At 67.7% G+C, this 13,767-nt stretch carries 12 protein-coding genes; 7 read left to right on the forward strand and 5 right to left on the reverse strand.

Annotation, left to right across the window (positions count from 1 at the left end):
* Window positions 1–21 precede the first annotated feature (21 nt).
* Window positions 22–642, forward strand: coding sequence for an SIS domain-containing protein (locus HTA01S_RS20750; RefSeq protein ID WP_068174796.1), 621 nt, complete (start codon window positions 22–24; stop codon window positions 640–642).
* Window positions 639–1,286, forward strand: a complete 648-nt coding sequence (locus HTA01S_RS20755) for a BON domain-containing protein (protein ID WP_068174798.1) — start codon at window positions 639–641, stop codon at window positions 1,284–1,286. Before HTA01S_RS20750 ends, HTA01S_RS20755 begins: the two co-directional genes overlap by 4 nt.
* A gap of 130 nt (window positions 1,287–1,416) precedes the next feature.
* Here HTA01S_RS20755 and HTA01S_RS20760 read toward each other — a convergent pair whose 3' ends face one another.
* The 3 genes from HTA01S_RS20760 to HTA01S_RS20770 form a co-directional block, all read right to left on the reverse strand.
* Window positions 1,417–2,319: an NAD(P)-dependent oxidoreductase gene (locus tag HTA01S_RS20760; protein WP_068174800.1), complete on the reverse strand. Its 903-nt coding sequence runs from the start codon at window positions 2,317–2,319 to the stop codon at window positions 1,417–1,419.
* 168 nt (window positions 2,320–2,487) lie between these two features.
* Window positions 2,488–3,624 (reverse strand): PilT/PilU family type 4a pilus ATPase, encoded by a 1,137-nt coding sequence (locus tag HTA01S_RS20765; protein ID WP_068174801.1) that lies wholly within the window; start codon window positions 3,622–3,624, stop codon window positions 2,488–2,490.
* A gap of 159 nt (window positions 3,625–3,783) precedes the next feature.
* Window positions 3,784–4,827, reverse strand: coding sequence for a type IV pilus twitching motility protein PilT (locus HTA01S_RS20770; RefSeq protein ID WP_068174803.1), 1,044 nt, complete (start codon window positions 4,825–4,827; stop codon window positions 3,784–3,786).
* Between the two features lie 37 nt (window positions 4,828–4,864).
* On the opposite strand from HTA01S_RS20770, the gene HTA01S_RS20775 reads away from it, so the two are divergent.
* The 3 genes from HTA01S_RS20775 (at window position 4,865) to HTA01S_RS20785 (ending at window position 7,667) form a co-directional block, all read left to right on the forward strand.
* On the forward strand, window positions 4,865–5,593 hold the full coding sequence (locus HTA01S_RS20775; protein WP_068174804.1) for a YggS family pyridoxal phosphate-dependent enzyme: 729 nt from the start codon (window positions 4,865–4,867) through the stop codon (window positions 5,591–5,593).
* Window positions 5,594–5,703: 110 nt separating this feature from the next.
* Complete coding sequence (locus tag HTA01S_RS20780; protein ID WP_068174806.1) at window positions 5,704–6,111, forward strand: hypothetical protein; 408 nt, start codon at window positions 5,704–5,706, stop codon at window positions 6,109–6,111.
* Window positions 6,112–6,119: 8 nt separating this feature from the next.
* Complete coding sequence (locus HTA01S_RS20785) at window positions 6,120–7,667, forward strand: phosphatase domain-containing protein (protein ID WP_068174808.1); 1,548 nt, start codon at window positions 6,120–6,122, stop codon at window positions 7,665–7,667.
* 19 nt (window positions 7,668–7,686) lie between these two features.
* Here HTA01S_RS20785 and HTA01S_RS20790 read toward each other — a convergent pair whose 3' ends face one another.
* Complete coding sequence (locus HTA01S_RS20790) at window positions 7,687–8,244, reverse strand: DUF3617 domain-containing protein (RefSeq protein ID WP_068174810.1); 558 nt, start codon at window positions 8,242–8,244, stop codon at window positions 7,687–7,689.
* Between the two features lie 47 nt (window positions 8,245–8,291).
* Window positions 8,292–8,765 carry an Lrp/AsnC ligand binding domain-containing protein gene (locus tag HTA01S_RS20795; protein WP_068174812.1) on the reverse strand — a complete coding sequence of 158 codons (474 nt, stop codon included), beginning with the start codon at window positions 8,763–8,765 and terminating at the stop codon, window positions 8,292–8,294.
* A 105-nt stretch (window positions 8,766–8,870) separates the two neighbouring features.
* Between HTA01S_RS20795 and HTA01S_RS20800 the strand changes: the two genes are divergently transcribed.
* Together HTA01S_RS20800 and HTA01S_RS20805 are read left to right on the forward strand one after the other, a co-directional pair.
* Window positions 8,871–11,843, forward strand: coding sequence for an L-glutamate gamma-semialdehyde dehydrogenase (locus HTA01S_RS20800; protein ID WP_068174814.1), 2,973 nt, complete (start codon window positions 8,871–8,873; stop codon window positions 11,841–11,843).
* An 83-nt stretch (window positions 11,844–11,926) separates the two neighbouring features.
* On the forward strand, window positions 11,927–13,756 hold the full coding sequence (locus HTA01S_RS20805; RefSeq protein WP_322788369.1) for a carboxyl transferase domain-containing protein: 1,830 nt from the start codon (window positions 11,927–11,929) through the stop codon (window positions 13,754–13,756).
* Window positions 13,757–13,767 lie beyond the last annotated feature (11 nt).

Raw genomic sequence — 13,767 nt, forward strand, 5'->3', positions numbered from 1 at the left:
CCCCGCCGCTATGATCGCCCCATGCTTTTGCAACGTATCCAGCAACAATTCATCGACAGCGCCGACCTGAAGTACCAGTGCGCCCAGTCGCTCGCCCCGGTGGTCGAGGCCGCGACCACGGCCGTGCTCGCCAGCGTGACTGGTGGCGGCAAGGTGCTGACCTGCGGCAACGGGGCTTCGGCCGCGGCCGCGCAGCACTTCGCCGCCAGCTTCGTGGGCCGCTACGAGCGCGAACGCCCGGAGCTGGCCGCGTTCTCGCTCTCGTCCGACGCCGCGGTGCTCACCGGCATCGCCACCGATTTTGATGCCCGGTCCATCTTTGCCCGCCAGGTGCGCGCGCTGGGCCACGCCGGCGATGTGCTGCTGGCGCTGTCCACCAGCGGCAGCTCGGCCAACATGCTGGCGGCGGTAGAAGCGGCGCACGAACGCGACATGACGGTGGTGGCGCTCACCGGCGCGCGCGGCGGCCGCCTGGCCCAGTTGCTGCGCGACACCGACGTGCACGTGTGCGTGCCGCACGAGCTGCCGGCCCGGATTCTGGAGGTGCATCACATCGTGCTGCACTGCATTTGTGACGGTGTGGATGCCCAGTTGCTGGGCCTACCCGACGAGTTGAACAACGAACAGGAGAGTCCCTCATGAATCAGACGCAACAACAACCCCGCCGCAGCCGCCTCGCGGCCATCGCCCTGACCTCCGTGCTGCTGGGCGTCACTGTGTCGGCCTGCGCCCCCCTGATGATGGGCGGCGCCGCCGTGGGCAGTGCCCTGGTGGCCACCGACCGCCGCACCTCGGGTGCCCAACTGGACGATCAGACCATTGAACTGCGCGCCGCCAACCGGCTGCGCGACCAGATGGGCACACGGGCCCGGCTGGACGTGACCAGCTACAACCGCCGTGTGCTGCTGACCGGTGAAGTGGTGAGCGCGCGCGACAAGGAACTGGCGGGCCAGGTCGTCGCCCAGGTGGCCAATGTGGCCGGCGTGGTCAACGAACTCGATGTGGCCAACAGCCCGACGCTGCGCGAGCGCACGGCCGACTCCCTGCTGACCGGCCGGGTGAAGGCCGCTATGCTGGACGCCAAGGACCTGTCCGCCAACTCGTTCAAGGTGGTGACCAACCGCGGAACGGTGTTCCTGATGGGCCGCGTGACCCAGCGCGAAGCCGACCGTGCCACCGAGATCGTGCGCAACACCTCCAGCGTGCAGCGCGTGGTGCGGGTGCTGGAGATCATCAGCGACGAAGAGCTGTCGCGCCTGCAGCCGCAGTCTGCTCCAGCGAAATAACCAAGGTCGCGTCGCCAGCACGGTGCCTCCGGCGCGCGTCTTGATCCCAGGATGCCGTGGAACCGGCTTTGCCGGGCCACTGGCATCGCCCCCTTGAGGGGGTGGCGCCGCAGGCGACGTGGGGGTGGGCCTACCTCAAGCGCTTGATCAGGCTCGATGTGTCCAGTCGGTGGCCGCCCATGGCCTGCACGTCGGCGTAGAACTGGTCCACCAGCGCGGTCACCGGCAGCCGCGAGCCGTTGCGCTTGGCCTCGTCCAGCACCAGCCCCAGGTCCTTGCGCATCCAGTCCACGGCGAATCCGAAATCGAACTGGTCGGCCACCATGGTCTTGCCGCGGTTGTCGAGTTGCCAGCTCTGGGCGGCGCCCTTGCCGATCACGTCGAGCACCTGGGGCATGTTCAGGCCGGCCTTCTGGCCGAAGGCGATGGCCTCGGCCAGGGCCTGCACCAGTCCGGCGATGCAGATCTGGTTGACCATCTTGGTGAGTTGCCCGGCACCGCTGGCGCCCAGGAGCGTGAAGGCGCGGGAAAAGGCCATGGCCGCAGGCTGCACTTTCTCGAAAGCGGCCGCATCCCCCCCGCACATCACGGTCAGCATGCCGTTCTGCGCGCCCGCCTGCCCCCCGGAGACGGGCGCATCCACAAACGCGAGCCCCAGGTTCTTCGCGGCGGCGTACAGCTCGCGCGCCACATCGGCCGAGGCGGTCGTGTGGTCCACCAACACCGCGCCCGGCGCCATGCCGGCGAAGGCGCCATCGGCACCCAGGGTGATGGAGCGCAGATCATCGTCGTTGCCCACGCAGGAAAACACGATGTCGGCACCCGCGGCTGCCTCGCGTGGCGTGGCCTGGGCTGCACCTCCAAATTCAGCCACCCAGGCCTGCGCCTTGGCCGGGGAGCGGTTGTAGACCGTCACCGAATGCCCGGCCTTGGCCAGATGCCCAGCCATGGGGAAACCCATGACGCCCAGGCCGAGAAACGCCACGCGGCAAGCGGGAACGGTTTCGTAGGTTTTAGAGGCAATGCTGCTCATGAGTGGAATCCTGCAAGAGAGGTGAAGTGAATCGATAGGTGCCACCGAACCGGTGCATCCGGAGCGAGGGCACTTACACCAAGAACGCGGCGGAACCGGCTTCGCCGGGCCGCAACGCGTTGCCCCCTTGAGGGGGTGACGCGCCCTTGGGCGCGGCGCGGGGGTGGGTCAAACTATGGTCATGTGCTCGGTGCCCGCGGCCAGGTCCACCGATTTGCCGCGCTGGCTGTTGAGCTTGATCTGCAGGCGCAGGTCGTTGAGCGAATCGGCATTGCGCAGCGCGTCTTCGAACGTGATGAGGTTGGCCTCGAACGCGTTGAACAGCGCCTGGTCGAAGGTCTGCATGCCCATCTGGGTGCTCTTCTTCATGATCTCCTTGATCTCGGCGACATCGCCCTTGAAGATCAGGTCGGAGATGAGCGGCGAGTTGAGCATGATCTCGACCGCGGCATGGCGCCCCTTGTTGTCTTGCCGGGGTACCAGGCGCTGCGAAATCAGGGCGCGCAGGTTGAGCGAGAGGTCCATCAGCAGCTGTGGCCGGCGCTCTTCGGGGAAGAAGTTGATGATGCGGTCCAGCGCCTGGTTGGCGCTGTTGGCGTGCAGGGTGGCCAGACACAGGTGACCGGTTTCGGAAAACTGGATCGCGTGTTCCATGGTCTCGCGGTCGCGGATTTCGCCCATCAGGATCACGTCGGGCGCTTGGCGCAGCGTGTTCTTCAGCGCCGCTTCCCAGCTGTCGGTGTCCAGGCCCACCTCGCGCTGCGTGATCACGCAGTTCTTGTGCGGGTGCACGAATTCAACCGGGTCCTCAATAGTGATGATGTGACCGTGGGTGTTCTCGTTGCGCCAGTCCACCATGGCCGCCAGCGAGGTGGACTTGCCCGAGCCGGTGGAGCCCACCAGGATGCACAGGCCGCGCTTGGACAGCGCCACGTCTTTGAGCACCTGGGGCAGGCCGAGCTTGTCAATGGTGGGCAGCACGGCCGGAATGGTCCGCAACACCATGCCGATCTTGCCCTGCTGGATGAACGCGCTGACCCGGAAGCGCCCGATGGCCGGCGGCGCGATGGCGAAGTTGCATTCCTTGGTGCGCTCGAACTCGGCCGCCTGCTTGTCGTTCATGATGGCGCGCGCCAGCGCCAGCGTGTGGGTGGCGTTCAGCGGTTGCGGTGAGACTTTGACGACCTTGCCATCCACCTTGATCGCCGGCGGAAAGTCGGCCGTGATGAACAGGTCGCTGCCCCCGCGGCTGAGCATGAGCTTGAGCAGGTCGTTGATGAATTTGGATGCCTGATCGCGTTCCATGAGTGGACCTTTGGACGGACTGAGGTGAAAACGGTGGACGGAGGTGGCTTAAGCGTCGGAGTGCCGCGGAACCGGCTTTGCCGGGCCGCAGACGTTGCCCCTTTGAAGGGGGATGCGGCCACACGCAGTGGGCAAGCAACGGGGGTGGGGCATGTCGATCTACCCTGGAAAGTTTTCGGGGATCTTGGCTTTGCTACGCGCCTCGGCCGCGCTGATCACGTTGCGCTTGACGAGGTCGGACAGGTTCTGGTCCAGCGTCTGCATGCCCACGCTGTTGCCGGTCTGGATGGCCGAATACATCTGCGCAACCTTGGCCTCGCGGATCAGGTTGCGGATGGCGCTGGTGCCCAGCATGATTTCGTGCGCGGCCACCCGGCCGGAACCGTCCTTGGTCTTGCACAGCGTCTGCGAGATCACGGCTTGCAGCGACTCGGACAACATGGCGCGCACCATTTCTTTTTCCTCGGCCGGGAACACGTCGATGATGCGGTCGATGGTCTTGGCCGCGCTGGATGTGTGCAAGGTGCCGAACACCAGGTGGCCGGTTTCGGCCGCCGTCATGGCCAGGCGGATGGTTTCCAGGTCGCGCATTTCACCCACCAGGATCGCGTCCGGGTCTTCGCGCAGGGCCGAGCGCAGCGCGTTGGCAAAGCTCAGGGTGTGGGGCCCCACTTCGCGCTGGTTGACCAGGCATTTCTTGGACTCGTGCACGAATTCGACCGGGTCTTCCACCGTAAGGATGTGGCCGTACTCGGTTTCGTTGAGGTGGTTGACCATGCCCGCCAGGGTGGTCGACTTGCCCGAGCCGGTGGGGCCGGTCACCAGCACCAGACCGCGGGGCTTGAGCGCCAGGTCGCCAAAGATCTTGGGGGCGTTGAGTTGTTCGAGCGTGAGGATCTTGCTCGGGATGGTCCGGAACACGGCACCGGCGCCGCGGTTGTGGTTGAAGGCGTTGACGCGAAAACGCGACAGGCCCTCGATCTCGAACGAGAAGTCGCATTCCAGGAATTCCTCGTACTGCTTGCGCTGGCTGTCGTTCATGATGTCGTACACCATGCTGTGAACCATCTTGTGGTCCAGCGGCTCGACGTTGATGCGCCGCACGTCACCATGCACCCGTATCATGGGTGGCAGTCCGGCCGAGAGGTGAAGGTCGGACGCTTTGTTCTTGACGCTGAAGGCGAGCAGTTGGGTGATATCCATCCCGGGGTTCCGTGCTGTGGTGGTATGACGATGGATTATGACGACGATTTCAGACAATCTCCAACAAGTGAACGAGCGCCTGGCGCGGGCCTGTGCCCTGGCCGGGCGCGATGCGCGGACCGTTGCCCTGCTGGCGGTTTCCAAGACCTTTGGTCCCGACGCGGTGCAGCAGGCGCTGGCGGCGGGCCAGCGCGCTTTTGGTGAGAACTACATCCAGGAAGGGGTGGAGAAGATCCTGGCCCTGCGCGCGTCCCGGCCAGGCGCCGCGATCGAGTGGCACTGCATCGGCCCCATCCAGAGCAACAAGACGCGTCTGGTGGCGGCGCATTTCGACTGGGTGCAGTCGGTGGACCGGATCAAGATCGCCCAGCGTCTGAGCGAGCAGCGCCCCGCCGGCATGGCGCCGCTGCAGGTGTGCCTGCAGGTGAATGTGGATGGTGGGCCGACCAAGTCGGGCGTGGCACCCGCCGAGCTGCCCGCCTTGGCCGAGGCGGTGGCGCTCTTGCCCCAACTGCGCCTGCGCGGGCTGATGTGTATTCCCGAGCCCGCGGCCAGCTTTGAAGCCCAGCGGGTGGTGTTCCTGCAGGCCCGCACGCTGTTCGATGCGCTCAACGCCCGGGGCTTCGGGCTCGACACCCTGTCCATGGGCATGAGCGACGATCTGGAGGCCGCGGTGGCCGCCGGGTCCACCATGGTGCGCGTGGGGCGGGCGGTGTTTGGCAGCCGTACCGCGCTGCCAGAGCCGTCGAACCGTTCGTCCGTTTAGTTATACCTTGTATCGGTTTGGGGGTGTTCCCCAACATAGTGCACAGATGACGCTCGATCAAGTAGATACCCTACGGTGTTCTGTTTACTTGTATACAAGGGATTTCTTTCATGTCCACATTGGATCAGCAGCTGGCCACCGCATCCGCCGGCATCCCCGAGTGCGTCGCGGCGGGTTACGTCGACATTCAGTCCGGCATGTTGCTGGCGATCAAGACGGTGGATTCCCATCCGAGCGAGGTGATCGACCTCGTGGCCGCCGCCACCGGCGACCTGTTCGCGGGCAGCAATGTGACGGCCATCGAACAGATGTTCAACAAGTCCCGCGGACTGGCCAGCAGTGACCACCACTACTTCCAGGAAATCATCGTCAACAGCGACAACCTGATCCACGTGTTCATGCGCGGCAAGCGCTACTCGAACTATGTGGCGGTGTTCGTGTGCCGCAGATCCGCCAACCTGGGCATGGTGTTGACCAAGGCGCGCATGGCCATGCCCGAGCTGGAGTCCAAGGTCTGAGCCGGCCCATGGCGTCGAATTCACCGGCGCAGCCGGTGCCCAACACCAGCCTGTGCCTGCAGGGGTTTGGTCTGGCCTTCGGTTCCCGGGTCGTGCTGGCCGAGTGCGATCTGGCGCTGGCGTCCACGGGCATTGATGTGCTGATGGGGCCGGTCAAGACCGGCAAGTCCAGCTTGCTGCGCAGTCTGGCGGGGCAGTTCGACGGCCACGCCGTGCACCGCAGCTGGGGACATGCCTGGCTCCAGGGGCGTGCGCTGCAACAGGGATGCCGACCCCAACTGGTCGCTCAGCACGTTCGCAGCCCGGCGCGCACTGTGTTCGAGGTGCTGCGGGAAGCGCAGTCGGCGCAGGGGCCACGCAGTGGCATGCAGTGGCGGGCCTGGGCGCAGGACTGCCTGGAACGTTTCCAGGCGGTGGAGCTGGCAGGGTTGCTGGACCAGCCGATGATGGATTTGCCCTCGGCGCAGCAGCGGCGTGTGCGCGTGCTCGCCCTGGCGGCGGCCGGCCCCGAGATGCTCTTTGTAGACGAACCCACCTACGGGTTGGACCCGCGCGAAAGCGCCAGTCTGCTGGACTGGCTGCGTCATGTGGGCACGGGGCTGAAGCTGCTGGTGACCCTGCACAACCAGCAGCAGGCCCGCCTGCTGGCCGATTCGGTGGTCCTGCTCGGTGGCGGGCGGGTGCTGGCGCACCAGCCCACGGAGGCGTTTTTCACCCACCCGGCCAACGCCTGGGTCGAACAGTTCCTTCGCAGCGGCAGCCTGGATCTGCCCTCGCCCGACGCGCGCGCGGAAGATCTGGAGGCCGACGCGGTGGTGCCCGCTCCGCTGCCTCCCGCCGCGCTGGCCGCCTTGGCGGCTTCGCGGGAAGACGATGCCCACCGGCCCGAACCCTCGCCACCGGTTGGGGCCCAGGCCACCCCGGTGGCCCTCCCGGAGGCGACGGTGCGCTCCACGGCAAGGCCGCGGCCCGTGATCGAGCCAGCTGCGGAACCGGCACGCCGCCTCGCTGCGTTGCCCCCGACCTTGCCCGCTGGGGTGGAACTGGCCTCCATGGTGGGGCAGGTGGTGCTTGGGGGGCAGCAGGGGCCCCGGCGTTTCCGCTGGATCGTGCCGGGTGTTCTGGCGGGTTGCCCGCAGCCCGGCGTGGTGGCACCGATCGAATACGACCTGGACCTGCTGGGGGCGGTGGGCATCACCCACCTGATCACCCTGACCGAGCAGGATCTGCCGCAGGACCTGCTGCGCATACACGGGTTGGCCAACACGCACCTGCCGATCTTTGACCGGGAAGCCCCGTCCACCGGGCAGATGCAGATGCTGCTGGTGCGCATGCAGCGCCTGCTGCAGGCGGGCGAGGTGCTGGCCGTGCATTGCCTGGCCGGGTTGGGCCGCACCGGTCTGGTGTTGGCGGCCTGGCTGGTGCGCGATGGCGGCCTGAGCGCGGCCACCGCCATCGAACGCCTGCGCCGCATCGACCCGGCCTATGTGCAGACTGAGGCGCAGGAAGCGTTCCTGCAGCAGTTCGAAGACGATCTGCTGCGCCGTCTGCTCTGATGGATGCCGCGGGCGGGTGTCAGCGCTTGGGCACGGCCATCGGTTTGACGGTGCCGCAGTCCGCCGAGAGCCATTTGCCCTGGCCTTCCATGGTCATGGACGCCGGCTTGCCCTGGCGGGTGGTGTTCATGACCATCTTCATGGTGTAGGCGGTGTCGCCGCTGAAGGTGTAGGTGCCTTCGCCGGACGACGGCGGGTTCTTGCAGACGTAGCTCATCTTCAGTGCGCTGGCACTGCGCGAGTGGATGGTGGTGGTGCAGTCGCCCTCGGTCTGGCTGGGCAGCTCCTGGCGCGCCGCCATCTCCGGGGTGATGCAGATCTTCAGGGCCATGCCGCCGTTCTTGCCGGGCGCCATGCTCACGCCCTGCTGGCCCAGCATGGCCTCCATCTGCTTGCGCTGTTCCGGCGGCATGGACGCCAGTTGCTTCTGCATCTGGGCCATGGCCCGCTCCAGCTCCGGGTTGCCCCCCATCTTGTGTTCAACGGCCCACAGGCCCGGTCGGGTGCTCTGGGCCAGCGAGGCGGTGGCGCAGAGCGTCAGGGTGGCGAGCAGGGCGGCGGAGAGGGGTTTGATCATGGGTGCTCCAGAAATTGGGGTGCATTGTCGCCCCGGCCGCTGTCTTTTCAAAGCGGCAGCCGGGTGCTGTTCTTCACTTCTTCCATCACCGCGTAGGTGCGCGTCTCGCGCACGCCGGGCAGTTGCCAGAGCACGTTGCCGGCGAAGTCGCGGTAGGCGGCCATGTCGGCCATGCGGGTCTTGAGCAGGTAGTCGAAGCCGCCGGCCACCATGTGGCATTCCATGATCTCGTCGCGCACCTGCACCGCGGCCTTGAACTCGTTGAAGACGTTGGGCGTGGTGCGGTCCAGCAGCACCTCCACGAAGACCATCATCCCGCGCCCGAGCTTGAGCGGGTTCAGCCGCGCTTCAAAACCCAGGATGTAGCCATCGCGCTGCAGGCGCTGGGTGCGCGCGAGCACGGCCGTGGGCGACAGCGCCACGGCCTCGGCCAGCTTCAGGTTGGCGATGCGGCCGTCCGCCTGCAGGACATTCAGGATGCGCAGATCGATGCGGTCGAGTTCGTGGGTGGTCTCGGTCATGGGTGGTGAATTATCCAGTGAAAGGCAGAAAAACCATCAAAAATTCATCGAATGTGGCGGCACCATCACGGAATTCACCAACCTTGTGACTCTCCGGAGACTTTCATGCCCCGCACCACCGACCGCCTGCCCTTTCCCTACCGGCCCGAGACCGCCATCGTTGCCCAGCGCCTGGCCGCGCTGCAAGGCGCGCTGGACTGGGCCGCCGCCGCCACCGTGGCCGCGCCCTGGGTGCGTGCGGTGCGCGAGAACCCGCCGCCCTTCTGGGCGATGGAGAGTCTGCTCAAGGAATACCCGATTTCCAGCGCCGAAGGCCTGGCCCTGATGCGCCTGGCCGAGGCCCTGCTGCGCGTGCCGGACGCCGAGACCGCCATTGCCTTGACGGCCGACCAGTTGGGCCGGGCGGACTTTGACGGCTCTGCCGACTCGACGCTGGCGCGCCTGTCGTCCACCGCGATTGCCATGTCCAAGCACTTCCTCCCCGAAGCGGGCCATGAGCCCGGCCTGATGGCCAAGCTCGGAGCTAAGACCGTGGTGGCGGCCACGCTGCGCGCGGTGCAGTTGCTCGGTCGCCAGTTCGTGCTGGGCCAAACGATTGAAGAGGGAATGAAAGAAGCCGCTTCGGCGCGCAAGAAGCTGGATCAGTTGCGCTTCAGCTTCGACATGCTGGGCGAGGGCGCGCGCACCGACGCCGATGCGCTGCGTTACCTGGTGAGCTATCAGAACGCCATCGCCGCGATTGCGCGCACGGCCGATCCCAAGCGTTCGCCTGCCCACAACGACGGCATCTCCATCAAGCTCAGCGCCCTACACCCGCGCTACGAAGATGTGCAGCACGAGCGCGTGATAGACGAACTGGTGCCGCGCGTGTGGACGCTGTGCCGCGCGGCCGCAGCGGCCAACCTCAACCTCACCATCGACGCCGAAGAGGTGGATCGGCTCGAACTCTCGCTCGACGTGTTCGAAGCGCTGGCGCAGCTGGTGGCCGAACACTGCCCGCAATGGGCCGGCCTGGGCCTGGCGATGCAGGCCTACCAGACCCGCGCGGTCGAGCTGATCGAACACGTGGCCGCGCTGGCGCGCCAGTACAAGATCAAATTCATGTGCCGCCTCGTCAAGGGCGCCTACTGGGATGCCGAGATCAAGCGCGCGCAGGAACTGGGCTTGCCGACCTACCCGGTGTTCACCCACAAGCACCACACCGATGTGAGCTACCTGGCCTGCGCGCGTGCGCTGCTGGACGCGTCCGATGCGATCTACCCGCAATTCGCCACGCACAACGCGGGCACCATCGCGGCGATCCTGCAGATGTCGGCCCGTCAGGGCGTGCCTTTCGAACTTCAAAGACTGCACGGCATGGGCGAAGGCATCTACCGCGAGGTGCTGAAGAACCCGCTGGTGGCCTGCCGCGTCTACGCTCCGGTGGGCGCGCACCGCGACTTGCTGGCCTACCTGGTGCGCCGCCTGCTGGAGAACGGCGCCAACTCGTCCTTCGTGCACCAGCTGGCCGACGAGTCGGTGGGCATGGACGAGCTGCTGATCTCGCCGCTGCGCCTCGAACCCCAACCCTCTCTGCCACTGCCGGCCGATCTGTACGGCCCGAAGCGCGCCAACAGCCAGGGCCTGGATCTCGCGGTGGCCTCGATGCGCGAGCCCCTGCTGGCCGCGCTCGCCAGCACCCCGGTGCCCACGATGCCCGAGGCCAGCACGGCCGAGGCCGAGGCCGCATGCGCGAAAGCCGTGGCCGCCTTCGCCGGCTGGAACCACACGCCGGTGGCCGAGCGCGCAGCCACCTTGCGCCGCGCCGCCGATGCATTGCAACAGCAACTGCCGCGCTTCTGCGCCCTGCTGGTGAAAGAGGCGTACAAGACCTGGGGCGACGCGGTGTCCGAGGTGCGCGAGGCGGTGGACTTCCTGCGCTTCTACGCCAACGACGCGGAACGCGTGATGGCGCCGCAAACCCTGCCCGGCCCCACGGGCGAGAGCAACACCTTGCGCTTGGAAGGCCGCGGCGCCTGGGTCTGCATCAGCCCCTGGAACTTCCCGCTCGCCATCTTCATGGGCCAGGTCGCCGCTGCGCTGGCCACCGGCAATACCGTGCTGGCCAAGCCGGCCGAACAGACCCCGGCGGTGGCGCTCGAAGCCGTGAAGCTGCTGCACGCCGCCGGTGTGCCGGCCAATGCGCTGCAGTTGCTGCACGGCCCGGGCGAGACCGTGGGCGCGTCGCTGGTGGCGCAACCGGGCATCGCGGGCGTGGTGTTCACCGGCTCCACGCAGGTGGCCAAGATCATCCAGCGTGCGCTGGCCGCCAAGGACGGCGCCATCGTGCCGCTGATCGCCGAAACCGGCGGCATCAACGCCATGCTGGTGGACAGCACGGCCCTGCCCGAGCAGGTGGCCGACGCGGTGGTGCAGAGCGCCTTCCGCAGCGCGGGACAACGTTGCTCGGCCCTGCGCCTGCTGTGCCTGCACGAGGGCATTGCCGACCACGTGATCGAGATGATCCAGGGCGCGGCGAAAGAACTGGTGGCCGGCAGCCCGGCCGCGCTGGCCACCGACCTCGGCCCGGTGATCGACGCCGAAGCGTTTGAAGGTATCGGCCGTCACTTGACACGGTTGCACGCCGAGGCCAAGCCTCTGCTGCCCGCCGCCGCGCCGGCCACCACGCTGCCCAACCTGATCCCGCCGCAGATGTTCGAGGTGAAAGCCATCGCCGAGGTGAAGGCCGAAATCTTCGGCCCGGTGCTGCAGGTGGTGCGCTGGGGTGGCGATCCGATGGACGTGATCCGCCAGATCAACGCGCTGGGCTACGGCCTCACGCTGGGCATCCAGACCCGCATCGACAGCCGTGCCCAGGCGCTGGCCGCGGCGGCACGCGTGGGCAACGTCTACGTGAACCGCAACATGATCGGCGCCGTGGTGGGCGTGCAGCCCTTCGGCGGCGAGGGCCTCTCCGGCACCGGCCCGAAGGCGGGGGGGCCGAACTACCTGCTGCGGTTCTGCGCCGAACAGACCCTGACCATCAACACCACGGCGGCGGGCGGCAACGTGGCGCTGTTCGCCGGGCCGGCGCACTGAAGGGGCTGGCACCGCTGTCGCCCGCACGACCGGTGCCGGGTGCGTGAAAACGGCCCGGCCGCCAGAATGGCCGCATGAACACCGTGCGCTCCCCTCTGCAGGCCCAGATCGTGCAATGGCTCGTTGCCCCGGGCGACGCGGTGCAAGCTGGGGACCTGCTGCTGGTCCTGGAAGCCATGAAGATGGAGCACGAGCTGCGCGCCGACCGCGCCGGGCGCGTGAGCGAACGGTTCTTCGCCGAAGGGGAGACGGTGGATGCCGGGGCGGCGCTGTTACGCCTGGACCCGTTGGCCGCGCCGCAGGACGCAGGGGCGGGCGCCGGCAGTGCGGCTGTGGCGCCGGCCGCCCACGCGCAGCCACCCGGTCCGCGCGACGACCTGCGGCGGCTCCAGCAGCGGCTGGCGCACACGCTGGACGGTGCCCGCCCCGAGGCCGTGGCCAGGCGCCATGCCCTGGGCCTGCGCACCGCGCGCGAAAACATCGCCGACCTGTGCGACGACGGCAGCTTTCTCGAATACGGCGCGCTCGCGGTGGCCGCGCAACGCAGCCGCCGTTCGGAAGAAGACCTGATCGCGAACACGCCGGCCGACGGCATGGTGACCGGCATCGGTTCGGTCAACGGCCTGATCTTCGGCGCCGAGCCGTCACGCACCGTGGTCATGGCCTACGACGCCACCGTGCTGGCCGGCACGCAGGGCATGCGCAACCACGCCAAGACCGACCGCCTGCTGGGCATCGCGCTGGCCCAGCAACTGCCGGTGGTGCTGTTCGCCGAGGGCGGCGGCGGGCGCCCGGGCGACACCGACATGCCCATCGTGGCCGGCCTGCACGTGGGCAGCTTCGCCGCCTTCGCGCGATTGTCGGGGCAGGTGCCGGTGGTGGGCATCGCGGCGGGCCGCTGTTTTGCCGGCAACGCGGCCTTGCTGGGTTGCAGCGACGTGATCATCGCCACCCGTCAGAGCAACATCGGCATGGGCGGCCCGGCGATGGTGGAGGGCGGTGGGCTCGGCGTGTTCCGGCCCGAGGACATCGGCCCTTCCGCCGTGCAGCACGTCAACGGCGTGATCGACCTGCTGGTGGACGACGAGCCACAGGCCGTGGCCACCGCGCGCCACTACCTGTCGTTTTTCCAGGGACGCCTGCCGGACTGGATCGCGCCCAACCAGCAGGGGCTGCGCGACGTGGTACCCGAGAACCGTCTGCGGGTGTACGACACCCGCGCCGCGATGGACGGCTTGGTGGACCAGGGTAGCCTGCTGATGCTGCGCACGTGCTTCGGTATCGGCATCCACACCGCGCTGGCGCGCATCGAAGGCCGGCCCGTGGGGCTGATGGCCAACAACCCGCTGCACCTGGGCGGCGCCATCGACGCCGACGCGGCCGACAAGGCCGCGCGTTTCATGCAGCTGTGCAACGCGCACGGCCTGCCCCTGGTGAGCCTGGTGGACACGCCGGGCTTCATGGTCGGCCCCGCCATGGAGGAGCGGGCCCAGGTGCGGCATGTCAGCCGCCTGTTTGTGACCGCGGCCAGCCTGCGGGTGCCGTTCTTCAGCGTGGTGCTGCGCAAGGGCTACGGCCTGGGCGCCATGGGCATGACCGCCGGAGGCTTTCACGCGCCGGTGTTCACCGTGGCCTGGCCCAGCGGCGAGTTCGGCGCCATGGGGCTGGAGGGTGCTGTGCGCCTGGGCTACCGCAAGGAGCTGGAGGCGCTGCCCGAAGGGCCACAGCGCGAGGCCTTGTTCGAGTCGCTGCTGCAACGGCAGATCGCCAACGGCTCGGCGCAGCAGATGGCCACCACGCTGGAGATCGACGCGGTGATCGACCCGGTGCAGACCCGCGAGTGGCTGGCCCGGGGGCTGGCCAGCGCTCGCGTGGCCGAGCCCGCTGGGCCACGCTTCATCGATACCTGGTGAGGAAAAGGCCC

This window comes from Hydrogenophaga taeniospiralis CCUG 15921 (assembly GCF_001592305.1).
GTDB classification, from domain to species: Bacteria; Pseudomonadota; Gammaproteobacteria; order Burkholderiales; family Burkholderiaceae_C; genus Hydrogenophaga; species Hydrogenophaga taeniospiralis.

Bases quoted from the DNA above. Each gene is read 5' to 3' on its own strand.
- HTA01S_RS20800 (WP_068174814.1), top strand. From the start codon at position 8,871: ATGCCCCGCACCACCGACCGCCTGCCCTTTCCCTACCGGCCCGAGACC.
- HTA01S_RS20775 (WP_068174804.1), top strand. From the start codon at position 4,865: ATGACGACGATTTCAGACAATCTCCAACAAGTGAACGAGCGCCTGGCG.
- HTA01S_RS20785 (WP_068174808.1), top strand. From the start codon at position 6,120: ATGGCGTCGAATTCACCGGCGCAGCCGGTGCCCAACACCAGCCTGTGC.
- HTA01S_RS20755 (WP_068174798.1), top strand. From the start codon at position 639: ATGAATCAGACGCAACAACAACCCCGCCGCAGCCGCCTCGCGGCCATC.
- HTA01S_RS20770 (WP_068174803.1), bottom strand. From the start codon at position 4,827: ATGGATATCACCCAACTGCTCGCCTTCAGCGTCAAGAACAAAGCGTCC.
- HTA01S_RS20765 (WP_068174801.1), bottom strand. From the start codon at position 3,624: ATGGAACGCGATCAGGCATCCAAATTCATCAACGACCTGCTCAAGCTC.
- HTA01S_RS20790 (WP_068174810.1), bottom strand. From the start codon at position 8,244: ATGATCAAACCCCTCTCCGCCGCCCTGCTCGCCACCCTGACGCTCTGC.
- HTA01S_RS20795 (WP_068174812.1), bottom strand. From the start codon at position 8,765: ATGACCGAGACCACCCACGAACTCGACCGCATCGATCTGCGCATCCTG.
- HTA01S_RS20780 (WP_068174806.1), top strand. From the start codon at position 5,704: ATGTCCACATTGGATCAGCAGCTGGCCACCGCATCCGCCGGCATCCCC.
- HTA01S_RS20760 (WP_068174800.1), bottom strand. From the start codon at position 2,319: ATGAGCAGCATTGCCTCTAAAACCTACGAAACCGTTCCCGCTTGCCGC.
- HTA01S_RS20750 (WP_068174796.1), top strand. From the start codon at position 22: ATGCTTTTGCAACGTATCCAGCAACAATTCATCGACAGCGCCGACCTG.